The organism is Streptomyces sp. NPDC001135 (assembly GCF_053598395.1).
Window position 1 is genome coordinate 1 of record NZ_JBSFKD010000032.1, and the last position, 26,282, is coordinate 26,282.

A 26,282-nucleotide genomic window follows, 5' to 3' on the forward strand; every position below is an offset into this window, starting at 1 on the left:
ACCGGAGCCCAATCGACTACGAACAAGACCGCCAGGCCGACCCCACCGTGGAGTTGGCCGCTTGAAAGCTCTCCACGGCGCGAGGGGATTGACAGCGTGGTGTTGCGCTTGATGTGCACGGAGCCCGCGTATCCGTCACTGGTTGAACCGCTCGGGAGGCCGTACGCGATGGCGTACGCGTGCCAGGTACCTGCATAGGCGTTCTTGGTCATGTCGGCCTTCGGATCCACGGTGAAGTGGACCGTGCACGTCGACGTCTGGGCATCGGCCGCCACGCAGGAGCCCGATCCCTGCTCGGCGGGCATCAGAGCGCCGTCCCTGCCCTGGTCGTCGAAGGAGGTGCCGTGCCACAGGGCGACCCAGCCGCCGGTGACGCCGTCCGGGTCGGCCGCGGTCACCGTGGCGGTGAACGACTTCTTGGCGGAGGTGCCGAGGACGATGTCCTTGCCGCCGTTGACGACGACCTTCGTGATCGTCGTGTCGTCACTGGTCATAGGCCCCGCGTGCGCCTGGGCGGCGGCGGGAATCACCAGAGCCGAAGAGAGAACCAGAGCGCCGGACAGAGCGGCGACCGAAGCGCGTATGCGCATGTACATCCCCACGGTGAGAAGAAGGGCCCCCGGCGGGACGTTTCCCGACAAGAGCCCATGGGCGCACGCATCGTACAGATTCTTTCGAGCCACGACGAGATGCGGGGCTCCCTCGATCCCTCCCCGGAGACCCGCGCGCGCGTGCCCCTCCCCCACACCGCGCCCGCCTCTGCCACCGCCGTTGGCACGCCTACGCCGACACCACACCGCGATCGAGAGCTCAGCAGCAGCTGTCTGCAGCTGCCGTAGCCGAGAGATGAGCCACCGATGGCGAATTGGCCCGCGACCTGCGCACAGCGCGCCTGAGAACCTGCGCCTCCAGTGCCGTACTTTGAGGAGATGCCATGCAGGTAGCCGTCGTCACCTTTGATGGATTCAACGAGCTCGACAGCTTCATCGCCTCCGCGCTGATCAACCGGTGCCGAAAGGACGGGTTGGAGGCCTTCATCACGACACCGACGCCGGTCGTCACGTCCATGAACGGCGTTGAGGTAACCGGTCAGCGCCCGATGGAGTTCGTGACCGAAGCCGATGTCGTGCTGATCGGCAGCGGGGTGAAGACACGGGACGTAGTCGCTGACGACCGGCTGATCTCCAGGCTGCCGCTGGACGCCTCGCGACAGCTGATCGGCGCGCAGTGCTCCGGCGCGCTGGTGCTCGCGCGGCTCGGGCTGCTGAAGGGCATGCCTGCCTGTACGGACATGAAGAGCCGGCCCTTTGTCGAGGCCTGCGACGTCACCGTGCTGGACGCGCCGTTTTATGCCGAGGGGAACATTGCCACGGCGGGCGGCTGCCTCGCGTCACAGTACCTCGCCGCCTGGGTGATCAGCCGGATGCTCGGGGCGGACGCCGCGCGCGACGTCATCGACTATGTGGCTCCGGTCGGTGAAAACCAGGAAACCGTCGAGCGCGCCATGCGTGCTGTCCACGCAGGCGAGATTGCTTTGTGCTGACGCCCCGGGACTCAGCCTCCGGTAAATAGCCGGGTCGACGCGGTCTCGACAGGCGAGTCAAGGGGGCTGCGTGTCTCGCGGCGGTGCCCGCAGGATGCGGGGGTCGGTCGGTCCTGGTGCCATCGCCCCGCCTTACGCCAACCCGCTGAGAATATGGGGGACGCTACCTGTGCGGCGTCATCGACGTGAGTCGTGGATGTCAGGGAAGCGCTGCACTGGTGGCTGTCGGTGCGGCTCCACTGTCGCGGTGGACACGTGGCAGCGCTGCCCGACCTCGCCGTGCCCGCAGCGCGGGCGACCAGTCTTGGATCACCAGCGAGGCCGGAGACGTGTCCCCGGCCTCGGGCAGCCGTCCCGCGGCCGTGCCTCGTGCCAAGGCACGCGCACGCGGAGCAGCGGAACCGGCGGCGGCCAAGGGCAACTCATCGTCGGCGGCGCTCAGTTGCCCCTGGCCACCTGAACCGTTCACGCGGCGCCGCTGACTCCTGAGGCGATGAAGCGCCTGTGCAGCGGAGAGAACGCGCTGTCGGGTGTGCCGCTGATGCCTGCCTTCTCGACCGCGGGTGCCAGTCGCTCGGTGAAGAAGGTCTGGAAGGAGTGTTCCGACTCCCAGACGTCGACGACGTGGAGCCCTTGGGCGTCGAACCACGCCACGTGGATCTGAGCCCCCGCCGGGGCGTTTTCCTCCCAGTCCACCGCGTCGCGCACCGTGTCGTACTGCTCCGGGGTCACCCCGGCCCAGCTCAGGCACATCACCACAGCCATGTTCTGCTCCTTCTTCTCGCCGTGTTCGCCGTTCCCGTCGCCCTCGTCCTGCATGACCGGCCCTCCCACTCGCGTGTACGACCGGCCGTCCCACCGCTGACGGTCCCGGCCCGTGGCACACGCGTGGCCAGGGCCGCCTGTCGCGGTGGCTTCGGAATCGTCCCGCCGAAGGCAATCCGGGCGAAGAGCGCGCGGAAGCGCGGTGTGGGCGTGTTTCACGCCTGTGCGCCCAGATCGCCGCGTCACTCGGTCGGTCATGGCTTCGACGCGTGCGCCGTGTACGGCAGGACACTGCCCCGGCTACACCGGATCCCGCAGGACCCACCCCCGGACCGCTGACGCGGACGGCACCGTCAGTCGTAGGATGTGCGATGTACAGGCGCTTAGTAATGCGTTCACGTCGGTAGTCCTGTGCCGTGGAGGGACAGTCGTGTCGACGTCGCAAGCCGGGGCCTTCTACGAGCGGGAGGCCCAGGACCGGTTCCTCCCCACCGCCTACACCCCGGGACCCTGGGACGTGGACTCCCGGCACGCCGGTCCGCCGGCCGCACTCCTCGGGCGGGCCGCTGGGCAACGACCGGGTGGACGGCCGGACATGCGTGTCGCCCGGCCCACGGTCGAGATCACGCGGCCCGTCCCGATACAGCCGCTGAGCGTGTCCACGCGGGTGCTGCGCGCCGGGCGCAGCGTCGAGCTCGTGGCGGTCGGTCTGACGCCCGATGGCGGCGAGAAGGTGATGCGAACACTGATCTCACCTTCAGCCCGCACCGGCACCCGACGGTGAGTGGGTCTGCCCGGACACCCGGACGGTAGTGGACGGCGCGGGATGGGGCTCGCCGAGTCCGCCCTGCACGACGAGATGGGCCCGCTCGGCCGCCGTACCCAGACCCTGCACCTGGTCGCGCGCGGCTGAGGAAGCGGACACGGCCGGTTCTTTCCCCGTAGCGCACAGCCCGCCGCAGGATGACCGAGCTGTGCCCGCCGACGACGGGCCGACGTGGGCGCTGCCCGCTCCCACGGGCAGCGCCCACCGGCCGGCTCCTCCGTTGTGCCGCAACCGCGGTCGATCAGGCGGTCAGCGGCTGCCCGTCCAGTTGTGCGCCACGTCGACCACCAGGTGGTCGCGCACTTGGATCACCCGGAACGGCAGGCGGGCGCGGATGCCGATACCGATCTGCGTCTCCCCTTCGAAACTGCCGGCGAACCGGGTGTCCTTGAAGGTGCGGTACCCGGTGATGTTCACGCCGGGAAGGGGGCGGCCCACCTGTCCCGGGTAGGTGGGCGCGCCATTGGCCGGGGCGTAAGCAGGCGCGCCGATATGGACGTCGAGTACGGCCCCGCCACGGACCGGGATGTATCGGCCGGAGGCGTTCTGGGACAGCCGGTCGACGTACCTGACGTAGTAGCCGATGGAACCGCCACCGCCGGGAACGTCGAAGACCATGCGGTCGAAGCAGTCATGCCGACCGGTCCTGATGTTCTTCAGTGGAACGGTTCCGGTGGCGACGCCGCCCTTCGCACCGCTGCCCCAGCCGGTCGGGCAGGCCGCGACACGGGAAGGGGCTGCCGTCGCGGCGTCCGCGGCCGTCGTCGCCACCCCCAGCCCGGCACCCGCCACAGCGAGCGCCACAATCGTTGCCCTCATTCGTCGCATGATGTCCCCTTTTCCCCTTTGGTAAATCGTCATGCTGTTATGGGGTGAGACACAGAGGAATGGTCAATGGTTGCATGCCCGGCGACGGGGAGCTCGCCGTTACTGAGGTTTCCAGGCGGGCGAGCAGGTGGTCGTCATCTAGGGCGTGGTCGGCACCGAGCTGAAGGGGAGACGCGGTGCGGGTGGTCGCTCCGTCCTGGCACACACCGACCGACGAGGGCGGGTGGCGGCTGCGCGATCCCACCGCACCCGGAAGTCGGAGCGGCAACGGTTCCGGCTGGCCGCCGCCGTCGTGGACTTCAGCCGCGGCTGCTTCACCGAGGCGGCCTCGCGCGCTGCCGGGGCGGAGCTGGACCTCGGCTCCTGCACCCGGGTGCGTCTCGGCCAGAGCCTGGCCGCCTGGGTCTACTACGTTCACACCGAGCATGCAGCCTGTGTCGACTGGACGACGGGACGCTTGAAAAACTGCGCCCACTGCACTGTCTCTACGCGGAGCACCTGCTGTACCCCAACGACCTGTTCTCCTTCCGTGCCGAGCACTTCGCCGGCGGCCACGTGAACGCGCTCTACGGCCTGGTCGCCGAGGGCGCCGACCTGCAGACGGCGGTCGGCCAGGTGGCCGGGTGGCCGGCCTGGTCGCCGAGCCGGCGGCAAGTGGCCGCCGGGCCAGGCCGCGAAGAGTGACAAACAGGGCTCACTGGCGGCTGAGGTAGGTGAGGACTGCAAGGACGCGGCGGTGGCCGCTGTCGGCTGGCGAGAGGCCGAGCTTGGCGAAGATGTTGCCGATGTGTTTGTGGACGGCGTTCTCGGTGATGACAAGCCGGGCCGCGATGGTGGCGTTGTCCTTTCCCTCGGCCATCAGGGCGAGCACTTGGCGTTCGCGTCGTGTGAGGTCGGCGATCGGGTCGTGGGCGGGACGCGTGAGGAGTTGCGCGATCACTTCGGGGTCCATGACGGTGCAGCCGTCGGCGACTCGCCGCAGGGCGTCGATGAACTCGCTGACTCGGCTCACCCTGTCCTTGAGGAGGTAGCCGACGCCGCCGCGTCCATCGGAGATCAGCTCGCTGGCGTACTGCTGCTCGACATACTGGGAGAGTACGAGCACGGGCAGGCCGGGACGCTGCCGGCGAGCGTGGAGGGCGGCGTGGATCCCCTCGTCGCGGAAGGTCGGCGGTAGCCGCACGTCGACGATGGTGACATCGGGCCGGTGTTCGGTGACGGCGGCGACGAAGCCGGGGGCGTCCTGGGCAATCGCGGCGACGTCAAAGCCCCGGGCCGTCAGCAGGAGTTCCAGCCCACTGGACAGCAGGACGTTGTCTTCAGCGATCACGACCCGCACGGCAGGCTCACAGTGATCGTGGTCGGGCCACCGCCAGGGCTGTGAACGCTTACAGCGCCGTCGAGCGCCAGGACGCGATGGCGGATTCCAGCGATGCCGGTACCCAGCGTCTCGTCGGCGCCGCCCATCCCGTCGTCGGTCACCTCGATCGACAGCTGGTCACCCACGCGTGTCACGCGGACGGTGGTCCGGGTGGCCTGGCTGTGCTTGGCAGCGTTGGTGAGCGCCTCGGCGATCGTGAAGTAGGCCACGGCCTCTACCGCGGCGGGGATCGGGCCGAGGTCGCCGATGTCGAGGGTGGTGTCGATTGCCGATCGGGTCCCCAGGGCGGTCAGCGCCCCGGCGAGTCCGCGATCGGCGAGGATGGGCGGGTACATGGTCCGGATCACCTCTCGAAGCTCTGCCATGGCCTCCTCGGTACTCTCATGCGCTTCCCGCAGGAGTCTGGCCACCAGCACCGGGTCCTCGCTCAGCGACTCACGGGCCGCGCCCAGCCGCATCGCGATGGCCACCAGCCGAGCCTGGGTGCCGTCGTGCAGGTCACGTTCGATCCGGCGGAGTTCCGCGCCGTGCGCCTTCATCGCATCGGCTCGCGTCTCGGCCAGCGTCTCCACACGCTGCGCCAACCGCTCCGCAGCGGAGGGCGACAGCAACGCGACACAGATCCGGGCGTGCAGGCGCGCCAGCAGCGGAACCAGCCAGTAGGTCAGGGCGGCGAAGACGACGAACTGCGCGGTCCCCAGGGTCAGCGCCGTACCCCACCCGGACAAGGGAACACCGGCGGCGAAGCCGCCCGCGCGGGTGCCGGCGGGCAACGCCCACCACAACGGCACCGTGACGGCCGTGGCCACTGCGTTGCCGGCGCACAGCACCACGACGAGCCCGAACGCCAGGCTGATCACGATGTATGTGCACAGCCACCCGAGAACACGCCACGTACCGACGCGGACGGGACCAGAGCGCGAAGAGAGCAGCAACCGGTCGGCGCGGTGACGATGCCAGGACGCCCAGGCGCGGGCCATCTTCGGGACGATGAGTACGGGCAGCGCGAACAGGGCGACAGCAGCGGTGAACAGGCTTCCCAGTACATAGCCCAGACCGCGCCACATCGCCGAAAGCCGGCTGGCCCCATGGTGGTTCATCCGCACAAGTCTGAACCATCGCGACAGAGCCTGGCACTACAGCCCCCTACCCCTTTTTCTGACTGGTGAGCTGTATCGTCCGCTTCCCCCACCAGACCTAGCGTCAACGCCCATGACGAGACCCCCGGTTCATTCCATGCGGCGGCGCGGCCGATCCATCCGGCGACGCCTGGCCCTGGCCGCCATCGTGGCCGGAGCACTTTCCACCGGTTGCATGTCCGGCACGAGCGCCGCCCGACAGAACAACGACCAAACGCAGCTCCGGCGCGACGCCGATGCGATCACCGCACTCGGCGTGAGAGGCGTGCAGGCCCGCCTGGTCACCCCTGACGACCGGAACCTGACCGCCACCAGCGGCATCGCCGATCTGACGACCCGGCGGCCGGTTCCTGGGAATGGCTACTTCCGGATCGCCAGTGTCACCAAGACGTTCGTAGCCACCGTGATCCTGCAATTGGCCGGCGACGGCAGGCTCTCCCTGGACGACACGGTTGAGCGATGGCTGCCCGGCGTGGTGTCCGGGAACGGCAATGACGGCCACGCGATCACCATCCGCCAACTCCTCCAGCACACCAGCGGCATCCACGACGACTACCCCGACTACACCTCGGCGGGGAACTTCAACCGGCACCGATACGACACCTACAAGCCCGAGCAGACCGTTGCCCGCGCGATGCACCACCACCCGAACTTCCAGCCCGGCACGAACTGGAGTTACTCCAACACCGGCTACGTCCTGCTCGGCATGATCATCCAGCGGGCCACCGGACACCCCTGGCATGAGGAGGTTCAGGATCGGATCGTCCGGCCGCTCGGCCTCAAGCACACCTTCTGGCCGGGTACTTCACCCGTACTGCCCCAGCCACATGCCGAGACGTACCAGAGGTTCCAGCCCGGGGAACCACTCGTGAACGTCACCGAGCAGGTCGGCCCGGGCACCAACGGAGAGGCCGGACTCGTCTCCACGACCGTCGATCTCAACCGATTCTTCCGCGTCCTGCTCGGCGGCCGACTCCTGCCCCCGACGCAGCTGGCGCAGATGAAACAGACCATTCCGGTCGGCAGGGACTTCGAACCGCTCATGCCGGGCGCACGTGACGGGCTGGGGCTCTTCTCACGCCCGCTGTCGTGCGGCGGCAGGTACTGGGGTCATGAAGGCGGCGACGCCGGCTGGATCAGCGCCGTCGGCGTCACCGCCGACGGCCGGCGCAGCGTCACGGTCTCGTTGTCGGGCGTACTCGCCGAATCGGGGAACGACGTCCTGCGCGTGGAACAGGCCGAGAGCAAGCTGGTCGACCACGCCCTGTGCACGACACGGAACGCCGACCGTACAACGGACTGACGGGCGCAGCGACCACACGCCCTTCGCCGTCTGCCAGGCGGAAGGCGCACTGACACCGTCAAGGCCGGCGGGAGCACAGAACACGGCCGGTAGGCGGCGCACGGCCCGGCCCGGGGCACCCTCGCACCCGCGAGTCCGCACACGAAGCAGTCCGCCTGGCGCGCCGCCCCTGAGTTGGCGAAGACGCCGTTGCTTCCTGCGGCGCCGGCCGATCCCCGGTATCCCGGGTGCGACCGCCGGTGGCCGTCGACCTGCGCTTCCTCCGACGGCAGGCCATACCGACGCAGCTCTAGGGGCTGTCCGGGCGTTCTTGTAGGGCCTTCGCGATCAGGTCGTGGATGAGGTATTCGCCGGGGGCTCGGTTCTCCTTGAGGCGGGCGATGTCGTCGGGGCCGAACCAGTCGTAGGCGGTGTGCTTGGACCATTCCAGGGCGGGGTGGTCCAAGTCGCCGTCGACCTCGACGAGGTAGTCGGCCTCGTGCCGCGTTCCGTCCCCGTCGTCGCCGGTCCAGGTGGTGATCCCGAAAAGGCGCCGGACACGGCGCAGGCGCCAGCCGGTCTCCTCTTCCACCTCGCGGGCGAGGGCCTCCAGCAGGGATTCGCCGGGCTCGACGTGGCCGCCCACGATGTCCCAGCAGTCAGGAAACAGCCGCCGGCGGGGGCTACGTTTCTGAGCGAAGGCCTTGCCGTCCCGGTTGAGGATGACCGCGCCAACTGCCCATACCTCGCCGTCGGCGGGGACCGGGAACTCGACGCCGTCGTCCGTGAACACGCGGTGCTGATCGCCTGGCATGCCATCACTGTAGGACCGTGTCCGGCCGCCGGCCTGGAGAGTTGTCCGGAGCATGATGGGGCGGGGAGATCTTTCGGGACAGGCAGTGGGCGCAACTGGAGCCGTTGCCGCCGGTGAGCACCGGCCGGTACGGGACAAGGCGTACAGCAACCGCACCATACGGGCTTGTCTGCGAACGCGCAGCATCCGCCACGTCATCCCATGGCCCTGGTGCACTGGCCCTGGTGCCTTGCGTCTGATCTGCCGACCGTTGTCTGAGGCGGCTCATGCTGCCGCCGGGCGGGTGGGCGTGTTAAGGATGTCCACGCAGCCGCGGTCGTCACCGCAACCGGAGTACTACTGGACAGCCGCACGTTCCCCGCCCCGAGGGACGGATACCGTCGGCTGCTGTCGGGGGCACGGTCCTTTGGACGGTTAGAGCGAGCCGGGGTGGAGTGGTCGCCGCCATCAACGAATGGCTGTGACCGGCACGCGACCACGTCTCAGGCCCACACCGCCCTGACCACGGCGTGGCCTGCTGTAGCCGCCCGCCCGTAGAACCCTTTCAGGCGCCTGTGACAGTCGAGGAACTCCTGCCTGACCTGTGCCTCGTCCCAGCCGGACCAGACGAGCTTGGCACTGGCGACGTTCCATAGCTCGTCGAAAGAGACACTCGCGAGGAAGCCTGCGGCCTGTGACACCCCAGGCGGTTCCAGAATCCCCAGGGGCGGGTTGGAGGGGTCGGCGTCGGCGCTGTGTGCCACGGAGCGCCCGCCGTAAATCGGCAACGTCCAGAGCTCGCCGGCATCCGCATCGAGGACAGCGGCAGCGGCGTAGAGGTCGTTGACGGCACCCCAGACCTTGTCGATCGAGTCGGCGATGCCCGCTGCGTACTCGGCGGGGTGGTTCTCCCAAGCCTCCCACATGAACGCCGCAAGCCAGGTGTGGTCGTCCCGGATCTCGGATTCCGCGACGGAGCGCATGTGCATGTGGATGCTCACAGCGACGAGTCCTCGAGTTCGGCGGCCCGCCTGTCGGGCCGAACGGACAGAACTTACTCGACGGCACTGACGGCGAGGTGCCCGTCTCCTAACGCCGGGATGCCCGGCGCTGCCAGGACACCCTCCGACACCCGAGCGCCGTGTGTCGTCGAGCTCGACCGCTGCGGAGAGGCACACATCCGTACGACACTTTCGCAACAGGCCCAAAAGGGTGTCGCACAAGGCCTTGAGCTGAGCGTCTCCCTGGTATGGCCGGTGTCTTACGTGCTAGCGGGTGTGGGGGGAGACGTTCACGGGGCTGCGGATGACACAGTTCCCGGTCTGTTGAAGGTGGTACGGGAGCAGGGCGGCAACGGCACGCTCCGGGGTCGGCCGTGGTCATTGCCATTGGTCGAGCGGATGCTGATGGTCGCGGTGTACTACCGCACGCACCTGACCATGCGGCAGCTGGGACCACGGCAGTCATCAGAGCCGTGGCCACGTGGTCGATCTCGCGACTGCAGCCGGCGCTGACATTGACGGCATGGGTCGGCCTGAAGCCGAGGACGGCCTCCACCTCGACCCGGTCCGCGTGCTCAGCCTCGAAGATGCTCTCGTCGCCCACACCCGGCCCCATCAAGTAGACCAGGAAGGGCCGACGCCAGTCCTCGCGCTGCGGATTGAATCCCACCAGGGCCGTGAGCTCCTCGTTCGCGGAGGTGGTACCGAGGAGTGGAAGCGGGAACGGCTTTCGCCAGTCCTCCTCGCGCCTGTCCTCGACGCCCGGGCGCTCTGCGGGCACGTTGACGTCGAAGAACCCGGGCCGCTTCTCGTCGAAGTGGCACCAGTAGGGAAAGCCCGGCACATTCCAGCAGCGCCGCCTCGTCTCCTCACACGCAGAAACGCCCTGGCCTGCGGCTAACTTCAGTGCCCGCAGATGAGCCCCGCGTCGGATGTTCGGACGTAGGCTGCGGCGAAGACGCCACCCAAACCGCTGCGATCCTCTACCACCGCGTGGGTTCGGGCCCTCCCCGTCCAGGGTTCTGGGAACCTGCCCGCGCTTCCGATCGGGCAGCCCACGGCGTTGGTGTGCGGGGCCGTGCTGGTGGGCGCAGGCCTGCTGGCCCCGGCGTCCGCTCCGCTGCGGAGTGTTCACCGTCCAACGCGGCGGCGACATGGGATCGCCCCGCTCGTCTGGTTCCACCAGTGCCAGCAGCTCGGGGCGCAGACGTGGATCAAGGTCCGCGGTCTTCTTCCGACCGGCACCGGGCCTGCGTGCCCGGCCCAGAGGCTCCTCGCCGGCCTCCACCTAGCGGACCGTCGTCGCGCTGACCTGGGCCTCCCGTGCGGTCCCAGCCGCATGGCTCCGCACATGCCCCGCTGGACATACCAAGTGAGAGCCTGAGCGCTGCTATATTCCGCTGCCGACAGGGTGGGATCACAGGGGGTACATGTGAACGCGGTCCGACGCACGGTGTGTGCCGTGGCAGTGACCATGACGCTGGGCGTCACGGCCGCGTGTGGCGGGTCGGGGGCGAAGGTCCACTCCGTGGCGTCGCATTCCGCCGGACAGCCGAAGGGCAAGGCCGAGAGCCTCGACCCCAGGGCGCAAGCCGTTGTCCTGAGCGAGAAGCAGCTCAACGTGGTCGCCTTCTCCGACGCAGACTTCCCTCTGCTCAAACGCGCGCCGAGGAACGACCACACAGGTGTGCTGAGCATCAGCTACAAGGCGGATGCGGGCGGCCCCGAGTGCACCACCTTCCTCAACGCCCAGCTGACGAGCGGCTCTTACTATCACGGGCTGCATGAGGTCGACAAGGGATACACCCTCACCACTACCGACCGTACGGTCCAGTTGGTGAGCGCGGCGATCAGTTACTCCAGTGCCCGGGAGGCTGAGCGAGTCATCACCGACGCACGGACCTCCATAAAGCACTGCTCCAACCTTCGCTACCGGCTCCGCGACTACTCCTTCTCCTTCGAGGAGATAGCCAGTCTGCCGATCCCGCTCACAGGTGACGACTCCACAGCGTTCCAGGAGTCATGGAGACTCAATGGCGGCAAGGCCCAGCCATGGGCTACGGAACTGATACGCGTGGGCACCGTCGTGGTGAGCGTAAACGCGACAAGTAGTCCCGACCCGATCAAGCTGCTCCGGCAGACGGGGAAGCGGGCGGCGACCGAACTCCGCCACGAAGAGGAACGCGCCGCAGATGCTCCCGCGCCGCAGACCGGTTGACGCATGGCCTTCTGCCCGATCACCGGAAGACCGAAGCAGATCCGGTGCACCTGACGGTGATCCCCGTCGGCTCCGATCTGCCGCACCCCTCAGCCGACCTGAGGCCCGTACTGCCATGTGGCGCGCTTCCGGTGCGCAGGTCGTGAAGGGAAACCCTTCTTCCCTTGCCGCGCAGGCCTCAAGAGCAGCAGGCGGCGGCGCAGGGCGGTGTGGCGAGGGCGGGGCGCGGTGAGCGCGCCAAGGCGGCTGTGCACACCTCGTTGAGGGCTCTTCGATGCCCCGGGTCACTGCTGCCGGCGCCACGTGCCACGCTTCAGGCGGCGCTTGGAGTGCGTACCGGCGGGCTACCGGTGATCCCACGTTGGGCATCGAGACCGCGCCGGCGTGCGAAACCCGGAGCCCGCCCGGACGAAGGCCGACGTCTTCTGACCGTACGGAAGGCGATCGGGTGCTCGTCCTCCTACTCAGCACGCCGCGTCGGCGTAAGCGCTGCCTTGGCCAGGGCTAACCCGAATGCAGGGCGCGTACTGCCGGAGGAAGTGCGCCGGAGCGAGAAACTCACCCCGCTCGTGCTTCGGCAGCTCATCCCCCAGCCGGGTGAGGAGTCCTGGCGCAGGGTGTCCTAGTGGAAGAGATGCATATGCCGGAGGAAATTCCGTCTGGCAGTTTGCTCGATACCACCCACCGAGAGATGCATAGGGCACCGGCATGGCTGCGGCCGGGGAGCCGAGGGGCGACCTGTTGTGACAGCCCGCCCGTCGGGCCCTTGTCCCTGTATACCGCGCCCTTTGAAGGCTCAGTCCCTTCTGTAGGCGCAGTCCCTTCGTGCGCGCGGTGATGCGGGCGCACGGTCAGGAGAGCACGGTTATGCGAAGACGCGCGCATCATGCCCGCGTGCGGCCATCTGCCGGCAGTGCAGCGGTGCGCCGCATCGTCGCGCTGATCCCCGCGCACAACGAGGCCGACCGCATCGGCGCGGCCATCGCGGCCCTGTGGGCGCAGAGCCGGGTGCCGGAACGGATTGTCGTGGTGGCCGACAACTGCACCGACGCCACCGCGGACAACGCCCGGCGGGCCGGGGCGACGGTGGTGGAGTCCGCGGGCAACCGCCACAAGAAGGCCGGGGCGCTCAACCAGGCTCTGGACCAGGTTCTGCTCGGGCTGGCCGGCGACGACCTCGTCCTGCTCCAGGACGCCGACACCACCCTGGTCCCCTCGTTCGTGGCCAGCGCCGTCGAGGCGATGGCATCGGATGTGGGGGCGGTCGGCGGGATCTTCTACGGCGAGCCCGGCGGCGGCCTGCTCGGCGTCCTGCAGCGGATCGAGTTCCAGCGCTACGCGAGGGAGATCGCCCGGCGCGGCTACCGGGCCGATGTGCTCACCGGGACCGCGACCGTGTTCCGGGTCTCCACCCTGCGGCAGGTCCGGCAGGCCCGCCTGGACGGTCTCATCGGTGGCGGAACGTCGTACTACTCCCTGGCCTCGCTCACCGAGGACGACGAGATCACCAAGGCCGTGCGCACCATCGGCTACCGCACCGTCTCGCCCGCCGGCTGCCGGGTGGTCACCGAGGTGATGACCACCGTGCCCAAGTTGTGGCACCAGCGGATGCGCTGGCAGCGCGGAGCCCTGGAGAACCTGCGGGACTACGGCTGGACGAGAGTCACCGCCCCGTACTTCGTGCGCCAGGCGCTCATGGGGCTGTCCGTGCTGGCCCTGGCGGTGTATCTCGTCTTCACCGCCTGGATGCTGGCCCGCGGCCGCCCGGAGTTCTCGCCGTTCTGGGTCGCCGTCGGCCTGGTCTTCGTCGCGGAGAAGGTCGTCACCGCCCGCGGTACGGGCCTGAAGTCCCAGCTGCTCGCGGGCACGCTCGCCGTCGAGCTGGTCTACGACCTGTTCCAGCACGCGGTGTACGTCCGCTCCCTGTGGGACATGGCCCGGCGGCGCGAGGAGCGCTGGTGCGCGACTTGAGACGACCCGCGCTGCCGAGGACGCCGCCCCGGATAGCCGCCCCAGAGAGCCGATGCCGGCGGGATGACAGGCGGGAGAAGAGACGGGAGATTCGTGTACGCAGGCGTACCACTGGCCAGTGCCCTGGGAGCCGGCGGGGCATCCACGCTCGCCTCCCGGCGCCGCTCGGGCTTCGACACCCTCGCCACGGTCGTGGCCGCCACCACCCTGCTCATGGCCGGGGTGTCCGTGTGCAAGCTGCTCCCGCGGCGCCGTACCGACGGGGTCCTCGCCGGCAGGCCAGTCCAGGTCACCTCGGACCGCCTGGCTCTGTGGCTGCCGCGAGAGCGGAACGCGACCGACGCCTGGGTGGAGGTCCCCTGACCCCGGCGCCCTGGGACGCCGCCGCACCGAGCGCCACGGCAGCCGCCTCCCGCGCATTGCCGACCCCTTCACACTCCGCGCGTCGGGCACAGCTCGAGCGCGGTCGTAACAGCCCGGGGCCCGCCTTCACCGGAACTCCGGCCGACGCCGCGCCCCGCACCACAACAGGAGGAACAACGATGACAACCAACAGAGCCGCCGCCACAGCGACCTTCCCGGACGGCACGATCATCACAGCAGCGGGCAACGGTGAGGCCGGCTTCGTCGCGGACGGCGGTCCGGCTGTCGGCACCAAGCTCTACAACCCCTATGGCGTGGCGGTGGACGGGGCGGGGAACCTCTACATCGCCGATGTCAGCAACCACCGTGTCCGCAAGGTGACACCCAACGGGACCATCACCACCGTCGCAGGCAACGGCCAGGCCGGATTCGTCTCCGACGGCGGCCCCGCCGTCGCCACCAAACTCGGCAGCCCCTATGGCGTGGCGGTGGACGGGGCGGGGAACCTCTACATCGCCGAGTACTCCAACCACCGTGTCCGCAAGGTGACACCCAACGGGACCATCACCACCGTCGCAGGCAACGGCCAGGCCGGATTCGTCTCCGACGGCGGCCCCGCCGTCGCCACCAAACTCCACTACCCGATCGGGGTGGCGGTGGACAGGGAGGGAAACCTCTACATCGCCGACTACTACAACCACCGCGTCCGCAAGGTGACACCCAACGGCATCATCACCACCGTCGCCGGCAACGGCCAGGCCGGCTTCGTCTCCGACGGCGGCCCCGCCGTCGCCACCAAACTCCACTACCCCTGGGGAGTGGCGGTGGACCAGGACGGGAACCTCTACATCGGCGACCGCTACAACCACCGTGTCCGCAAGGTGACACCCCACGGCGTCATCACCACCGTTGCAGGCAACGGCATCGCCGGCTACGTCGCCGACGGAGGACCCGCCGTCGCCACGTCTCTGCACTACCCCTCACACGTGGCCGTGGACGGGGCCGGGAACCTCTACATCGGCGACGGCCACAACCACCGTGTCCGCAAGGTGACACCCAACGGGATCATCACCACCGCCGCAGGTACCGGCATCGCCGGCTACGTCGCCGACGGAGGACCGGCGGTGGGCGAACGGCTCTACTACCCCTACGGAGTGGCCGTCGCCCCCTCCGGCGACCTGTACATCGGTGACGCTGCGAACCATCGCGTGCGGAAGGTGTTCGCAGCGGCGACCGTGACCCCGCCGCCCCCTCCCATCGCCGACCTGTACGGCGAAGTCATCCTCCCGGTCACGGTCCCCCGCCGCCAGGAATTCGACCTCGGTGCCCGGGTCCACAACCGCGGCCCCGCCATCGCCAGCGGAGAACACATCACAGTGGTCCTCACCCTGGCCGACGGCCTGGAGAGCGCCCAGGAGAACAACGGACGGCGCCTGACCCGCACCTTCCCCGGCACCGACCTGGCCCCCAACAAAGGCTCGCTGGACGGCGTCTTCCGCGTCCGCGCCACGGACACCACCAAACCGGGCACGTACGAGTCCACGCTGGAGATCCAGTACGGCGGCGACCTCAACCTCAAGGACAACAGCTTCACCCTGCCCGTCACCGTCGTCGTCCCCGAACCGACCGCCGACGAGCGGGCCCTGACCATCTACCAGGAGAACATCCCCGAGGCCGCACCCGGACAGTCCGCCCGCGTCCTCCTGCGCTACGTCTCACCCGTCGGCCAGCCCGTCAACCCCGGCATCATCACCCAGCGCTTCACCGCCCCCACCGGCTTCACCTTCACCGGCCGGCCCACCTACACCTACCCCGACACCGTCCAGGGCGCCATCACCGGCGACCTGCAACACGAGATCTACGACTCCGGCCGCACCCTGATCATCCGCGACAACCCGCACCTGAACACCACCCCCACCGACGCCGGCACCCTCGTCTACAGCATCGGCCTGCGCGCCCAGCCCGACGCCACCCCCGGCCTCGCAAGCGACGGCTCCGCCAGCATCGGCCAGCGCGCCCCCGTGCAGATCCTGGCCAAGGTCACCGGCGCCGCCGCCGGGCACAGCGCCCGTATCGTCCAGACCCAACTGGAGAAGGCGCGGGTGAGGCCCGGCCAGCAATGGGTCTACCCGGTCGTGCTCACCCTGACCAACACCGGGCGCACACGCATCGGCCCTGCGGACATCGTCCTCACCGCCCCCGAAGGCCTGTGGTTCACCGAGAACCGGGTCATGATGTCCCGCGAAGGGGCGACGTACGAAACCGAACTCACCGGCCAACGCTCCGACGGCAACCGGACCCTGACCCTCCGGGACGCCGCCCTCGACCTGGACCCCGGCAAATGGGCCGCCATCTACCCCGAGATGGAAGTCCAAGCCGACGCCGCGACCGGCGCCGTACGCGTCGGCATCCGCATCGGCAACCCCGCCTTCGCGACCGGCAACGCCACCGTCACCATCGAGGCATAACACCCCCAAGGACCCAGGCGGTGCGGCGCGATGCCACTCGAACGAGCCATCGCCACAGCACATCCCGCCACCGTCACCGGACCCGCATGAGGCCCGATGGCGGCCTCATCGCCACAGTCGCCGGCCACGGCCGAAGACACCTCTACGTGGAAGGCGGTCCGCCGCCCCCGGGCCGACAGCCCCACCGCCATCACGGTGCCGGAGCCCCGCGGGGCCCCGGCACCACGCCGCCCGCGCCTACTCCCGGAGGGAAGGCAAGCACACGCATGAACACTCCTACGACGCCCCAGAACTGCCCACCGCTCGATCCCGAAGGTACCGGCATCCGGACCCTCGGCTACGCCAACCGCTTCGCCGTCTGGGACAGCGAGTTCCGCTACGACGGCCGCATCCGCGTCCCCGTCGGGGTGAAGATCAAGGACATCAAGTACTCCTACTACGGCAACGGGCAGGCGTCCCAAGGCACGACCGAGCTCAAGCGCGGCCAGGGCGGTACCGGCGAAGAGTACGAGGTCATCGACCTCACCTTCCTCGACGACGCCGACCTGATCACCTTCACCCTGCGCGGCGACCTCAATGTCGACGCGGACCCCCGCCCCGCCTACAGCCGCACGTACCAGATCCGCGTCGACGTCACCCTCGACACCGGCGAGGTCCGCACGGCGAACCCGGAGATCGAGGTCCTGGCCGGCGCCTGGCAGACCAGCGACCCCGAGAAGGTCGGCCGGCCCTTCGTCCGGCTGCCCTACGACACAGGCTGGGGCGGCACGCCCAACAGCCAGGCCGGCTTCGGCTACGTGTCGGACAACGGGCGTATCCCCGGGGACAAGTTCATCATCGACCTGGTCAACCTGCGCCAGGGCGAGAGGGGCGTGCCCAGCAGCAACAGCGACCACGTCTACTACCAGCTCGTCCACGAGGACGGAACGCCCTCGCACTACACCCCGACCCCCCAGCTGCAGAAGGCCGAAGGACACAAGGACAGCGGCACCGGCCGCAAGGTCACCCTGCCCCCGATCGACCTGCGCCAGCTCGGTGACAAACCGGGCTACTACCGCTTCCTCGTCTGGCCGCAGTCCGCCGACCCCGACGGCTCGCCCAGCAGCCTGCGCTGGGACGAAGCCAAGCCGGAGGACGCCTTCCAGCTCGGCAGCGTCTACTACCGGTACAAGGCACCGGCCAGCATCGACACCGGACTGCGCGCCACCATCAAGACACAGACCCTGACGGCAACCGCGGGCCAGGAACGCTGGCTCTACCCGGCCTTCGTCATCCGCAACACCGGCCAGCGCACCATCGGCACCGTCAAGGCCGTTTTCACCGCCCCTGAGGGGCTGCTGTTCATCGAGGACCGGGTCGCCTTCACCCGCTGGGAGGACGAAACCCACGAGCCCGTCGCCCAGGGAGTGCTCTCGGCAGACCGCCGTACCCTCACCTGCCCGGCCGTGCCGCTGGACCTCGTACCCAGCGGACCCGGCAAGGACGCCTGGGTGTCGGTCTACCCGGCCATGGAGGTCGAGGCCACCGCACCGGCCGGACGAGCACCCGTCGGCATCCAGCTCGGCCAACCCGCCTTCGCCACCGCACAGGACACCGTCATCATCACACGCACGAACTGACCGACCAACGCACCAAAAAAAAGGGGGGCGGTGCCCCGTGTACCGCCCCCGTCCGGCCCACACCACGATCACCCCCGACAATGTCCGCCGAGGAAGACGCGGTCACAGATCAGCCGGATGCAACACAGCTGCCCAGTGTCACAGACCCAAGTGCCAAGGAGCCCTGATGGCCAAGAATGTCCAAACCCTGTTACACAGCACCTCTCCCTATGCTGGCTTCGACGGACAGGGAATGTCCTACGACCCGCAAGGATGGGGATCGGATCATCCGGTCTTCGCCCAGGAGATCGAACGGCTCGCCCCTGGCCTGATCGTAGAGGTCGGCACGTGGAAGGGGGCGTCCGCGCTGCACATGGGCAAGCTTGTGCAGCGTCTCGGAGTGGACTGCGAGATCGTGTGCGTCGACAGCTTCCTCGGAAGCGTGGAGCACTGGATCACACCGCAGGGGAAGTCCCAACTGCAGCTGGAGTTCGGCCACCCTCAGTTCTACTACCAGTTCCTGTTCAACGTCCTGCACGACAGCCTGGAGAACGTCATCACCCCCTTTGCGTGCACGAGTACCCATGCCGCGAAGATCCTTGCGCATCACAGCATTCAGTGCGACCTCGCCTACATCGATGCCGGACACGAGTACCGAGACGTTCTCACCGACATTGAGCACTACTGGCCGCTGGTTCGTGAGGGCGGGGTCATGATCGGCGACGACTTCAGTAACAACTGGCCGGGCGTGATGCGCGCAGTACGTGAGTTCAGCGACACAAACGGCCTGCCCCTGAACATCTATGACTACAAGTGGGTGCTGAACAAGGACTGACCAGCCGGTCATGCCGCTGCCCAGCGAAGCCCAAGGGTCACGCCCGCCGAGACGGTGTGTCGACGGCCGTCCCGGGGCCGAGGCTGCACCCAAGACGCACAAGGGTCCTGGACGAGTCACCGTCCGAACGAATTGGTGCGTGATGGCGGGTGAAGTGTGTTCGCCCTGCTCGCGCCCGTTTTCAAGTCATGACGGTGCGGACGGAGACGAGTCCGGCGATGGCTCGGTAGGTCTCGGCCAGGCGATCGCGTCGGGGGGGCCAGCGCTTGAGTTGTTTCCAGCGTTGGTGGTCGGCGAGGGCGGCGTGCTCGACGGTGATGCGGGGTCGGATGAGCACCGCGGTTCTCGTCGACGACACCCAAGTGGGCAGCATGCGCCGAGGACAGACGCTCCGCTTCGCGTCATCCGAAGCACTCGGTCCAGGAGAAGGCGGCCGTGAAGGCCTTCGGGTAGGCGTACGTCGACGCCTGGTCGTACGGTGGCACGTCGATGGAGGCATGGGTGGGATCGGTATCCGTCCACCGCGTCGAGCTGCTGAGCGCGCCAAAGCAACTCGGCCCAAGCGCGCTGCCTGCCACCGGAGTTCTTACGGCGAGGGCTCCCGTGCCCCCTGGACCAGCTCCCACGCCTGGGCGAACAGCTCGGGCAGGGTGCGGCTGGGAAGTGGGAGCGGGTTCTCCAGTCGGCCGTTGTAGGAGCGCTCCACCCCGAGCAGTTCCGCCTTCCATGCCTCCATGGGCTGGTAGGGCTTGTCTGCGTGGATCCACTCTCCCGGCAGGAAGAGCCGGCGGCCCGCTCGGGCGCGCTTGTCCTCGACGACCAGGCCGCGCTCGACCAGCACGGCGCCGGCCTTCTGGTGCCGGGCGGCCTTCCAGCCGTTCCACATGCGGATGTTCCGGTCACTCGGCGCGCGCAGGGTCAGCAACTGCAGATAGAGCGCTGCCGCGTCCTCGTCGATGCCGAGTTCGCCGACGACCTGGCCCACCACGCCGGGCGCGGAGAGTACCGGATTCGTCTCGTACGACCCCGACGGAAGCGCAGCGCTCTCGATCCTCTCGACGATGCGCGCGCATGCCGACCCGCGCAGCCACTCGACCATCTCGACCTCGGGGTCGTAGCGGGAGCCCGCCCGGGCCGCCAGCAGCGTCCGGGAACGGTCGTCGTCCCCGTAGAACGCCGGACGGAAGTACAGCTCGGGCTGGGACCGTGCGCCCCTGCGGTCGACGGTGCCGTCCACGACCACGGTCAGCCCGTCATCGATGCTCGCGACATCCAGCGGCTCCGGGCCGGTATAGGGACGCGAGCCGAACCGGTCGTGCACATCGGCGGCCGTACGCCCCACGGCGTGGCTGAGACTGCCGGCGTCCAGCAGCAGGCCCGGGTGGTTCAATCGCTCCTGCAGCGCGCGTACCAGGCCGGGGGCTCCGGCGCGTACCGGGTCACCTGCGGGAAGCTCCGCGTAGACCCAGAAGAGGTTCGGGACGACGGCACGCAGGGTGCCCTCGAAATCGACGAGGCCCCAGCCTTCGGCGGTCGGGAAGGGTCGGAAGTCACTGTTCCGGATCCAGGTGTCGAGGTTCGAGCCGAGACCGCGTATCGCGGCGTGGTCGGTGAATGCCGCGCAGAAGCGGCCCGCCGACAGCCGGGACAGATGCAGCTCGATGACCGCGCTGAAGGTGCGCTCCGGGACCACGGTCCGCCGGCCGTACCGCCCCCGCCACGCCTGCGCGATCCGCTCCGCCACCGCGCGCATGCCCTGCGGCTCCCACAGCTCGGCGGGGTCCTCGGGCAGCACGTCCGCCACCAGCTCAAGGCGGTCCAGCGAGCCCATCCGGCCGGGCTCGCGGACGCCGTCCTCGATCTCGGCCATCTTGAGCCGGTGAATCTTCCGCTCCTTGTCGTCGAGGCGCGGGACATATCCGCACGCGAGCATTCCCGCCAGCGCGAAGGACGCCGCTGCTCGCCCCATCCCCGTGCCGTCCCTCAGCACGGTCACCGCGTCGAGGTCCCATGGCACCGGTCCGCGCTCCCGGACGAGGTCCACCAGTCGGCGCACCTGCTCGGCGCTGCCCCATCCCCCGCGCGGCACGTCGCTCACCTCCTCGATCACCCCCAGGCTCGGCGGATCCCCCTCCCCCGTCCGCAGGTCGACGAACTTCCGCAGCCCGCCCGCGGCCCAGCCGACCGCGACGGCCGCCCCTCGCTCGTCCCGGACGGCCGCGGGGGCTCCCTCGGCCACCCGCACCAGACCAGTGCGCATCCGGGCCCGCGGATCGGCGAAGGGGCTGTCCGCCCAGATCTCCAGCAGCGCGAGCAGACGCTGGCGCCGCTCATCGCGCGTGGGCTCCGCAGCGGCGCGCAATGCCACGGCGCCGATACGCCCGATGAACCGTGCCCAGGATCCCTCCCCTGCCCTTCCCGGACCCTCGTCAGGCCTGGCCGGCTTCCACGTCCCGGCCAGGTAACGCCCCGTCTGCTCGATACCGGCCAGCGCCCCCTTGCCGCTCCAGTACCCCGAGCCGTCCACGAGTCCGTCCAGCGCAGCGCCCACGCGGTGATCGTCCAGGGTCACGACCTCAGCCCGCGCCGTCAGCAGCTCCCCTGCCGTCATCCCGTCCCCCGTACCGCACTCGAACGCTCCATGGGTAGATCATGGCGTACGGGTCTGACAACGGCGGGTGGTGCCTGACGAGCGGTCACATAAGGCCGTACTTCGTCCCGATGACGTCGGCCTTCCCGCCGAACAGTTCCGTCAGCGCGCCAGCGCGGCTCTGCTGCTCCTCTGGGCCCAGCGCATGGCGTGTTCGCTGATGCCGTCGCAGTCGGATGCGGCGGGAATCAGGGAGTTGGACATGCTGCGCCTTTCGGTGTGTCTTCGGCTGGTCCCGGCAACCGGGTGCCACTCCCCCGCCGCCGGGTGGTGGTGGGCTGGGTCAGTAGGCCAGGACGTCGTGCCCGAGCTGGACGAGCCGCAGGGGGATGCGGGCTACGGCCTGGCAGTGCCCTGTGCAGCGGGAGGTCCTGCTTCGGCGTTCGGCGTCGTGGTTGGTCCACCAGCCGGCCTCCGGTCCGCGTCATACCCGGCTTCCAGCTCCGCGACCTGAGCCGACACCGTGATCACCACGCACCCAAGCCCCATATTCTTCAACGCACCCACAACAACCGGCTCTCTCTGTCCGGTGCGACCCAGGGATCGTCCATAGGATCGGCAGATGAGCAGACGACCGCCTCCGCCTCCCCCCTCCGTATCCTTCGAAGTGCCCGACGGACACGGCGTCATCGACGTGACCGGCGACGACGGTGGCAGCCTGCTCCTGCTCGCCGGCGATCCGGTGTTCCTGGAAGCCAGCGACGGCTGCGGCAGCCTGGGCTGGCTTGCGGCGCGCGCGGGTACCGGCGGCCCCGGGCTCTGCGAGGTCAAATACCTCACCGAGTGGCTCAGCGCCCCAGGCCTCGTGCCCGATCCACGTACCGGACGGGCCGAGCCACCGGATCCGCAATGCCTGCGCCCGTTGCTGTCACTGCTCGCCCCCGGGCGGTACGTGATGAAGGCCACGGTCGCTCCGCATCACCTGCGGGTAGTCCACCCGCGCGCCCTCCAGGTCCACCGTTGGTACGCCGACGAGGAGCTCGCGCTGGTGACCACCGACGCGTGGCCGCCCCACGACCACAGGGCGGTGCGCGGCTACCGCGACCGTATCCGCGTCGGAGGCGACCTGCCGGCGCTGGTCGCGCTGTTCCCCACCGCCGAAAGCCGGGTGGGCTACCTCCTCGACGGGCACCACAAGCTCGCCGCGTACGAGCAGGCGGGGGCCCGTCCGCTGGTCATCACGCTGACCCCCCAAACGCCCCGCCCCTTCAGGCGCGACGACGTCGACCGGGCCCGGGCGGCGTTCTGCGACAGCGCGTCCCGGGACCAGGGCGACGAACTGAGCAGGGTCTTCTCCTCCATGCAGGCCGAATCATCCGACACCGACGCGGTGGCGACGTCGCCGATGTACGGCGACGGGGCGCGCCGGTAGAGCGAGATGAGGCCGTGGGCCGCTGGGCACTGTGGCCCTTTTGAGTACGAGACTGAGTAGGGCGACGGTGCCGTCGGCCTGGGTGGCGGTGTTCGGATGGCCTCATGACACCGACTCCTTCCGCCGCTCCCGCGGCGTCCGCTTCCCTCCGCCGGTTCAGGGCCCGGGGGCTGTCCGTTGCCGGGGCCGTCGGGGTGTTCCTGCTCGTGGGCTTCGTCACGGGCTGCACCGCCGTGGCAGGTGGTCCAGTCCGTTCCGAGGCGCAGTTTCTGGAGCACGTACGCGACACGCAGGCCGCCGGCGAGGACACCGTTCTCGCCCTGGGGTCGGATCCGGCCTCCGTGATCCTGGAAAAGTCCACGACAAGCGCATCCTGCGTGGACGACCTCGGTGTCGACCGGGATGACACCCACCGGGACGAGCCGTCCGTCTCCTGGGCCCCGGATTTCAAGGACGGCGACGCGGGGTATCGCGCGGCGGTCGCCGGCCTTCGCAGGCGGTGGTCCGAGCGGGGGTGGAAGGTGACGACGGAGCCGGTGACCGACCCGGTCACCGGCAAGGCGACCGGCCTGCAAGAGATCCGCACCACCGACGATCACGGCGTCGCCCTGTCGCTGAGCCCCGGCCGGCGTACCGGCGAGGGACTGGTCGTCGCCGACGGCGGCTGCGTCCGCCACGACGGCTACTGGGACACAGACGACTGGAGCCGCTCCTGATGGGCCCGACCGCCCCGGGGTGACGGGGGCCATGCGAGTTGGCGCCTTCTCACTTAAGCCGGCGCCTGTGAGGGTGAGTACGTCCACCCCCTTGGTTGAGTAGAGCGCCTCATGAAGTGCACGAGGACTGTCGACGATCATCGACTCATGAATCCTCAGACGTATGCGAGGCTCTACGGTTGCTGGAGGCCGAACCCGTCGGCTACAACCCGTCCAGGGGTCACGTTGCTGACGGCTCTGCTCGGCGCTGCCACGGTCCTGTCGATGGCATGGCTGACCTTCCTGGTCAGCATGATCGCACTGTGGGGTGCGGCGGAAGGGGCGACCGTCGGTGGTTTTCTTGCGGAATACGCGGCGGGCGTGGCAGGCGGTGCCGCACTTCTTGCCGCGCTCGCCTTCGCGCCCGGGGTGCGTCGCATGACGCCGGTCGGACGTCGGCTGTTGCTGACTGCGGTGGCGTGTCCCGTCCCGCTTGTTCTGGCTGTCGTGACCTGGTTGGGCGTTGGCTGACCCCCTCTCCTGCCTCGCGTCGAACCGTTCACGGGACGGATCACCGCAACGCCCGTGGTGACGAGGTACGCGGCCCCGGCCCATCCACTCGCCGAACTGAGCACCGTACTAGGGCGTGTTGGGAAAGTGCTGGTCACAGCGTGTCGTTGAGGACTTTGACCAGCACGGTCGCCTCTATGGCGGCGAGTCGCTGGTCAGTGCACCAGCAGGTCGATCACGCCCGTCAGGTCCTCCTCGCCGCTGCCCTCGGCCAGGCGGCGACGCATCAACTCGAAGTAGGGGCTGAGCAGTTCCGGGCTGACACCCTGCTGCTCGGCGGTGCTCAGGAAGGTCGGCGTGCCGGCCACCTGCATGGCGAGATTGGAGACGACACCCTTGGTGTAGTCGCCGCTCCGCAGCTGGTCGGCAGTCTGGTGAACCGCCGGGGCCATCGCGACGAGCCAGTCGGCGAGCAGCGGGGCGAGCGCCGCGGGGTCGATGTCCTCCTTGCGGATCAGGGCGAAGGCGTGCGCGGCACCGGCGAACATCCCGTACATGGCGCTGAGCAGGGCCACGTCGTGCAGGGCCGCGAAGCCCGCGTCCTCGCCGACGTAGGTGGTGCCGGCCGGGACGGCCAGGGTCTCCTGGTGCTGCTCGAACAGCTCGCGCGAGCCGCTGTAGAAGACGTAGCCGCCGGCCTCCGGGACGCCGATCATCGGCGGGACGGCCATGATCCCGCCGTCCAGGCAGCGGGCGCCGCGCTCGCTGGCCCACTCGGCGCGGGCGCGGGCCTGGGCAGGGGTGCCGGTGGTCAGGTTGACCAGGTCCCGGCCGGCCAGGTCGGTGCCGGCCAGCACCTCCTCGACCGATGAGTCGTCCAACAGACAAACGATAACCAGGGAGTTCGCCGCGACCGCCTCAGCGGCGCTGTCCGCGACCCGTGCCCCCTCGGCGGCGAGTGCCGCGGCGCGGGCCGGGGTGCGGTTCCAAACGGTGAGCGGGTGGCCGGCGGAAAGCCAGGTACGGGCCAGCGCGGTGCCCATCGCGCCGAGGCCCAGCAGCGTGACGGAAGTCTTCTCAACAGTGTTGTGTGCCATGCCGATTAGGCTGGTCACAGGCCAGCAAGTGATCAAGTACGCACTTCGGAGTGGGTGGTTACCCCGGGGTGAGCGAGCACGTCAGAAAGGTGGGGCATGACGACGCTGAACCGACCGAGCGCACCAGACGGACACGTCTGCGGGATCGACACCGCAATGGAGGTGATCGGCGGCAAGTGGAAGGTGCTGATCCTCTGGGCGCTCCACGAGCACCCCTACCGTCGCTTCGGCGAGCTGCGCCGGCTGCTTCCCGGCATCACCGAGAAGGTGCTGGCCTCTCACCTACGGGAGCTGGAAGCGGACGGCGTCGTGCGCCGCGTCTCCTACGACGAGGTGCCGCCCCGCGTCGAGTACTCGCTGACCGAGGACGGCATGCGCCTCAACGACGCACTCCAGCCGCTGGCCGCCTGGGGACGCGAGCGGCCGACCACTCGCGGGCCGGAAGAGAAGGCGGCCCAGCGGCCGTTGTGAACGTGCTGGTCACGGCCAGTCGTTGAGGCCGTGACCAGCACGGTCGCCGCGTAGCGGACCGCGAGTTCGTCGTATCGCGTGGCCACCGCCCGGTGGCGTTTCAGCCGGTTGATGCCGCACTCCACGGCATGGCGCTCTTTGTCGTCGTTCTTGTCGAACTTCGGTGGTCGCCCGATCAAGCCCCGGCTTCCGCAGTCTGCTGCCGGACACCGTCGTGCCCACGGCGGTCGCCTCGGCCGGCGAGCCGGAGGACGCCGTCGTCGCGACCTAACGGAGTCCGGAGGAGGGGATCGTGTCCCGTATCGGGCAGCCGCCGCCCGGCGGTGGTTACTGCGCCTCACCGCCGGACGGAAACGCCGTCAACCCGTCCCTGGACCTGGCGTGGAAGGCGTATCCGTGGGACGCGGAACACGCCTCCGCCGCTGACGGCAGCCCGGTGACCGCTGAACGCTCAGGCTGAGCCCGGCTCGGGTGAG

Annotated in this window: 26 protein-coding genes and 3 pseudogenes; 17 read left to right on the forward strand and 12 right to left on the reverse strand. The window is 69.1% G+C overall.

The window, feature by feature from the left end; genetic code table 11:
* Window positions 1-494, reverse strand: a 494-nt coding sequence (locus ACWC94_RS31500; RefSeq protein ID WP_450800683.1) for a DUF5707 domain-containing protein, incomplete at its 3' end; no start/stop codon positions are given.
* A 440-nt stretch (window positions 495-934) separates the two neighbouring features.
* Between ACWC94_RS31500 and ACWC94_RS31505 the strand changes: the two genes are divergently transcribed.
* Window positions 935-1,543 carry a DJ-1/PfpI family protein gene (locus ACWC94_RS31505; protein ID WP_450800684.1) on the forward strand — a complete coding sequence of 203 codons (609 nt, stop codon included), beginning with the start codon at window positions 935-937 and terminating at the stop codon, window positions 1,541-1,543.
* 465 nt (window positions 1,544-2,008) lie between these two features.
* Here ACWC94_RS31505 and ACWC94_RS31510 read toward each other — a convergent pair whose 3' ends face one another.
* Entirely contained in the window at window positions 2,009-2,362 is a 354-nt protein-coding gene (locus ACWC94_RS31510; RefSeq protein WP_450800686.1) for a hypothetical protein, read from the reverse strand.
* 376 nt (window positions 2,363-2,738) lie between these two features.
* On the opposite strand from ACWC94_RS31510, the gene ACWC94_RS31515 reads away from it, so the two are divergent.
* Entirely contained in the window at window positions 2,739-3,092 is a 354-nt protein-coding gene (locus ACWC94_RS31515; RefSeq protein WP_450800688.1) for an acyl-CoA thioesterase domain-containing protein, read from the forward strand.
* A complete protein-coding gene (locus ACWC94_RS31520) occupies window positions 3,093-3,221 on the forward strand; it encodes a hypothetical protein (RefSeq protein ID WP_450800689.1) in 129 nt (42 codons plus the stop codon).
* Between the two features lie 162 nt (window positions 3,222-3,383).
* On the opposite strand, the gene ACWC94_RS31525 is transcribed toward ACWC94_RS31520, so the two are convergent.
* Window positions 3,384-3,962 carry an AMIN-like domain-containing (lipo)protein gene (locus tag ACWC94_RS31525; protein WP_450800690.1) on the reverse strand — a complete coding sequence of 193 codons (579 nt, stop codon included), beginning with the start codon at window positions 3,960-3,962 and terminating at the stop codon, window positions 3,384-3,386.
* A 555-nt stretch (window positions 3,963-4,517) separates the two neighbouring features.
* Here ACWC94_RS31525 and ACWC94_RS31530 point away from each other — a divergent pair.
* Window positions 4,518-4,646, forward strand: a complete 129-nt coding sequence (locus ACWC94_RS31530) for a hypothetical protein (RefSeq protein WP_450800691.1) — start codon at window positions 4,518-4,520, stop codon at window positions 4,644-4,646.
* A gap of 10 nt (window positions 4,647-4,656) precedes the next feature.
* On the opposite strand, the gene ACWC94_RS31535 is transcribed toward ACWC94_RS31530, so the two are convergent.
* A complete protein-coding gene (locus ACWC94_RS31535) occupies window positions 4,657-5,301 on the reverse strand; it encodes a LuxR C-terminal-related transcriptional regulator (protein WP_450800692.1) in 645 nt (214 codons plus the stop codon).
* Window positions 5,289-6,443 (reverse strand): histidine kinase, encoded by a 1,155-nt coding sequence (locus ACWC94_RS31540; RefSeq protein ID WP_450800693.1) that lies wholly within the window; start codon window positions 6,441-6,443, stop codon window positions 5,289-5,291. The genes ACWC94_RS31535 and ACWC94_RS31540 overlap by 13 nt, the downstream gene beginning before the upstream one ends.
* 214 nt (window positions 6,444-6,657) lie before the next feature.
* Here ACWC94_RS31540 and ACWC94_RS31545 point away from each other — a divergent pair, with 214 nt between their 5' ends.
* On the forward strand, window positions 6,658-7,785 hold the full coding sequence (locus ACWC94_RS31545; RefSeq protein WP_450800694.1) for a serine hydrolase domain-containing protein: 1,128 nt from the start codon (window positions 6,658-6,660) through the stop codon (window positions 7,783-7,785).
* Between the two features lie 289 nt (window positions 7,786-8,074).
* On the opposite strand, the gene ACWC94_RS31550 is transcribed toward ACWC94_RS31545, so the two are convergent.
* Together ACWC94_RS31550 and ACWC94_RS31555 are read right to left on the reverse strand one after the other, a co-directional pair.
* The gene (locus ACWC94_RS31550) at window positions 8,075-8,578 is read right to left on the reverse strand and encodes an NUDIX hydrolase (protein WP_450800695.1); all 504 of its coding nucleotides are present in this window, start codon (window positions 8,576-8,578) and stop codon (window positions 8,075-8,077) included.
* Between the two features lie 482 nt (window positions 8,579-9,060).
* Window positions 9,061-9,558 carry a DUF1877 family protein gene (locus ACWC94_RS31555; RefSeq protein ID WP_450800696.1) on the reverse strand — a complete coding sequence of 166 codons (498 nt, stop codon included), beginning with the start codon at window positions 9,556-9,558 and terminating at the stop codon, window positions 9,061-9,063.
* A 248-nt stretch (window positions 9,559-9,806) separates the two neighbouring features.
* Between ACWC94_RS31555 and ACWC94_RS31560 the strand changes: the two are divergent.
* Window positions 9,807-10,014, forward strand: a pseudogene (locus ACWC94_RS31560) (IS5/IS1182 family transposase); the annotation flags it as partial.
* Between the two features lie 55 nt (window positions 10,015-10,069).
* Here ACWC94_RS31560 and ACWC94_RS31565 read toward each other — a convergent pair.
* Both ACWC94_RS31565 and ACWC94_RS31570 read right to left on the reverse strand, forming a co-directional pair.
* A pseudogene (locus tag ACWC94_RS31565) lies at window positions 10,070-10,693 on the reverse strand (DUF6368 family protein); the annotation flags it as partial.
* Window positions 10,685-10,846: pseudogene (locus tag ACWC94_RS31570) on the reverse strand (ISAzo13 family transposase); the annotation flags it as partial. The pseudogenes ACWC94_RS31570 and ACWC94_RS31565, both read right to left, overlap by 9 nt.
* Before the next feature lie 174 nt (window positions 10,847-11,020).
* Here ACWC94_RS31570 and ACWC94_RS31575 point away from each other — a divergent pair.
* The 6 genes from ACWC94_RS31575 to ACWC94_RS31600 all read left to right on the forward strand — a co-directional run bounded on the left by ACWC94_RS31575 (window position 11,021) and on the right by ACWC94_RS31600 (window position 19,011).
* Window positions 11,021-11,776 carry a sensor domain-containing protein gene (locus ACWC94_RS31575; protein WP_450800697.1) on the forward strand — a complete coding sequence of 252 codons (756 nt, stop codon included), beginning with the start codon at window positions 11,021-11,023 and terminating at the stop codon, window positions 11,774-11,776.
* Between the two features lie 867 nt (window positions 11,777-12,643).
* A complete protein-coding gene (locus ACWC94_RS31580; RefSeq protein WP_450800698.1) occupies window positions 12,644-13,747 on the forward strand; it encodes a glycosyltransferase in 1,104 nt (367 codons plus the stop codon).
* Window positions 13,748-13,840: 93 nt separating this feature from the next.
* A complete protein-coding gene (locus ACWC94_RS31585) occupies window positions 13,841-14,110 on the forward strand; it encodes a hypothetical protein (protein WP_450800699.1) in 270 nt (89 codons plus the stop codon).
* 179 nt (window positions 14,111-14,289) lie between these two features.
* Window positions 14,290-16,578 carry an NHL domain-containing protein gene (locus ACWC94_RS31590; RefSeq protein ID WP_450800700.1) on the forward strand — a complete coding sequence of 763 codons (2,289 nt, stop codon included), beginning with the start codon at window positions 14,290-14,292 and terminating at the stop codon, window positions 16,576-16,578.
* A 266-nt stretch (window positions 16,579-16,844) separates the two neighbouring features.
* Window positions 16,845-18,197: a hypothetical protein gene (locus ACWC94_RS31595; RefSeq protein WP_450800701.1), complete on the forward strand. Its 1,353-nt coding sequence runs from the start codon at window positions 16,845-16,847 to the stop codon at window positions 18,195-18,197.
* Between the two features lie 166 nt (window positions 18,198-18,363).
* On the forward strand, window positions 18,364-19,011 hold the full coding sequence (locus ACWC94_RS31600; protein WP_450800702.1) for a class I SAM-dependent methyltransferase: 648 nt from the start codon (window positions 18,364-18,366) through the stop codon (window positions 19,009-19,011).
* Between the two features lie 181 nt (window positions 19,012-19,192).
* Here the strand turns inward: ACWC94_RS31600 and ACWC94_RS31605 are convergent, their stop codons facing one another.
* Both ACWC94_RS31605 and ACWC94_RS31610 read right to left on the reverse strand, forming a co-directional pair.
* Window positions 19,193-19,348 carry a hypothetical protein gene (locus ACWC94_RS31605; protein ID WP_450800703.1) on the reverse strand — a complete coding sequence of 52 codons (156 nt, stop codon included), beginning with the start codon at window positions 19,346-19,348 and terminating at the stop codon, window positions 19,193-19,195.
* A 249-nt stretch (window positions 19,349-19,597) separates the two neighbouring features.
* Entirely contained in the window at window positions 19,598-21,622 is a 2,025-nt protein-coding gene (locus ACWC94_RS31610; RefSeq protein WP_450800704.1) for a hypothetical protein, read from the reverse strand.
* Between the two features lie 646 nt (window positions 21,623-22,268).
* Here ACWC94_RS31610 and ACWC94_RS31615 point away from each other — a divergent pair.
* From ACWC94_RS31615 to ACWC94_RS31625, 3 genes are all read left to right on the forward strand, one after another.
* Window positions 22,269-23,033, forward strand: a complete 765-nt coding sequence (locus tag ACWC94_RS31615) for a hypothetical protein (RefSeq protein WP_450800705.1) — start codon at window positions 22,269-22,271, stop codon at window positions 23,031-23,033.
* A 104-nt stretch (window positions 23,034-23,137) separates the two neighbouring features.
* Window positions 23,138-23,749: a hypothetical protein gene (locus ACWC94_RS31620; protein WP_450800706.1), complete on the forward strand. Its 612-nt coding sequence runs from the start codon at window positions 23,138-23,140 to the stop codon at window positions 23,747-23,749.
* 264 nt (window positions 23,750-24,013) lie between these two features.
* Complete coding sequence (locus ACWC94_RS31625) at window positions 24,014-24,259, forward strand: hypothetical protein (protein WP_450800707.1); 246 nt, start codon at window positions 24,014-24,016, stop codon at window positions 24,257-24,259.
* A gap of 194 nt (window positions 24,260-24,453) precedes the next feature.
* Here ACWC94_RS31625 and ACWC94_RS31630 read toward each other — a convergent pair whose 3' ends face one another.
* A complete protein-coding gene (locus ACWC94_RS31630; RefSeq protein ID WP_450800708.1) occupies window positions 24,454-25,335 on the reverse strand; it encodes an NAD(P)-dependent oxidoreductase in 882 nt (293 codons plus the stop codon).
* Between the two features lie 96 nt (window positions 25,336-25,431).
* Here ACWC94_RS31630 and ACWC94_RS31635 point away from each other — a divergent pair, with 96 nt between their 5' ends.
* Both ACWC94_RS31635 and ACWC94_RS31640 read left to right on the forward strand, forming a co-directional pair.
* Entirely contained in the window at window positions 25,432-25,806 is a 375-nt protein-coding gene (locus ACWC94_RS31635) for a winged helix-turn-helix transcriptional regulator (protein ID WP_450800709.1), read from the forward strand.
* A 292-nt stretch (window positions 25,807-26,098) separates the two neighbouring features.
* Window positions 26,099-26,266 (forward strand): hypothetical protein, encoded by a 168-nt coding sequence (locus ACWC94_RS31640; RefSeq protein WP_450800710.1) that lies wholly within the window; start codon window positions 26,099-26,101, stop codon window positions 26,264-26,266.
* Window positions 26,267-26,282 lie beyond the last annotated feature (16 nt).

What these genes read in the sequence shown, in the direction of transcription:
- ACWC94_RS31505 (WP_450800684.1), top strand. Translation starts at nt 935, where the DNA reads ATGCAGGTAGCCGTCGTCACCTTTGATGGATTCAACGAGCTCGACAGC.
- ACWC94_RS31510 (WP_450800686.1), bottom strand. Translation starts at nt 2,362, where the DNA reads ATGCAGGACGAGGGCGACGGGAACGGCGAACACGGCGAGAAGAAGGAG.
- ACWC94_RS31525 (WP_450800690.1), bottom strand. Translation starts at nt 3,962, where the DNA reads ATGCGACGAATGAGGGCAACGATTGTGGCGCTCGCTGTGGCGGGTGCC.
- ACWC94_RS31540 (WP_450800693.1), bottom strand. Translation starts at nt 6,443, where the DNA reads ATGAACCACCATGGGGCCAGCCGGCTTTCGGCGATGTGGCGCGGTCTG.
- ACWC94_RS31545 (WP_450800694.1), top strand. Translation starts at nt 6,658, where the DNA reads ATGTCCGGCACGAGCGCCGCCCGACAGAACAACGACCAAACGCAGCTC.
- ACWC94_RS31550 (WP_450800695.1), bottom strand. Translation starts at nt 8,578, where the DNA reads ATGCCAGGCGATCAGCACCGCGTGTTCACGGACGACGGCGTCGAGTTC.
- ACWC94_RS31580 (WP_450800698.1), top strand. Translation starts at nt 12,644, where the DNA reads ATGCGAAGACGCGCGCATCATGCCCGCGTGCGGCCATCTGCCGGCAGT.
- ACWC94_RS31590 (WP_450800700.1), top strand. Translation starts at nt 14,290, where the DNA reads ATGACAACCAACAGAGCCGCCGCCACAGCGACCTTCCCGGACGGCACG.
- ACWC94_RS31595 (WP_450800701.1), top strand. Translation starts at nt 16,845, where the DNA reads ATGAACACTCCTACGACGCCCCAGAACTGCCCACCGCTCGATCCCGAA.
- ACWC94_RS31600 (WP_450800702.1), top strand. Translation starts at nt 18,364, where the DNA reads ATGGCCAAGAATGTCCAAACCCTGTTACACAGCACCTCTCCCTATGCT.
- ACWC94_RS31610 (WP_450800704.1), bottom strand. Translation starts at nt 21,622, where the DNA reads ATGACGGCAGGGGAGCTGCTGACGGCGCGGGCTGAGGTCGTGACCCTG.
- ACWC94_RS31620 (WP_450800706.1), top strand. Translation starts at nt 23,138, where the DNA reads ATGACACCGACTCCTTCCGCCGCTCCCGCGGCGTCCGCTTCCCTCCGC.
- ACWC94_RS31625 (WP_450800707.1), top strand. Translation starts at nt 24,014, where the DNA reads ATGGCATGGCTGACCTTCCTGGTCAGCATGATCGCACTGTGGGGTGCG.
- ACWC94_RS31630 (WP_450800708.1), bottom strand. Translation starts at nt 25,335, where the DNA reads ATGGCACACAACACTGTTGAGAAGACTTCCGTCACGCTGCTGGGCCTC.
- ACWC94_RS31635 (WP_450800709.1), top strand. Translation starts at nt 25,432, where the DNA reads ATGACGACGCTGAACCGACCGAGCGCACCAGACGGACACGTCTGCGGG.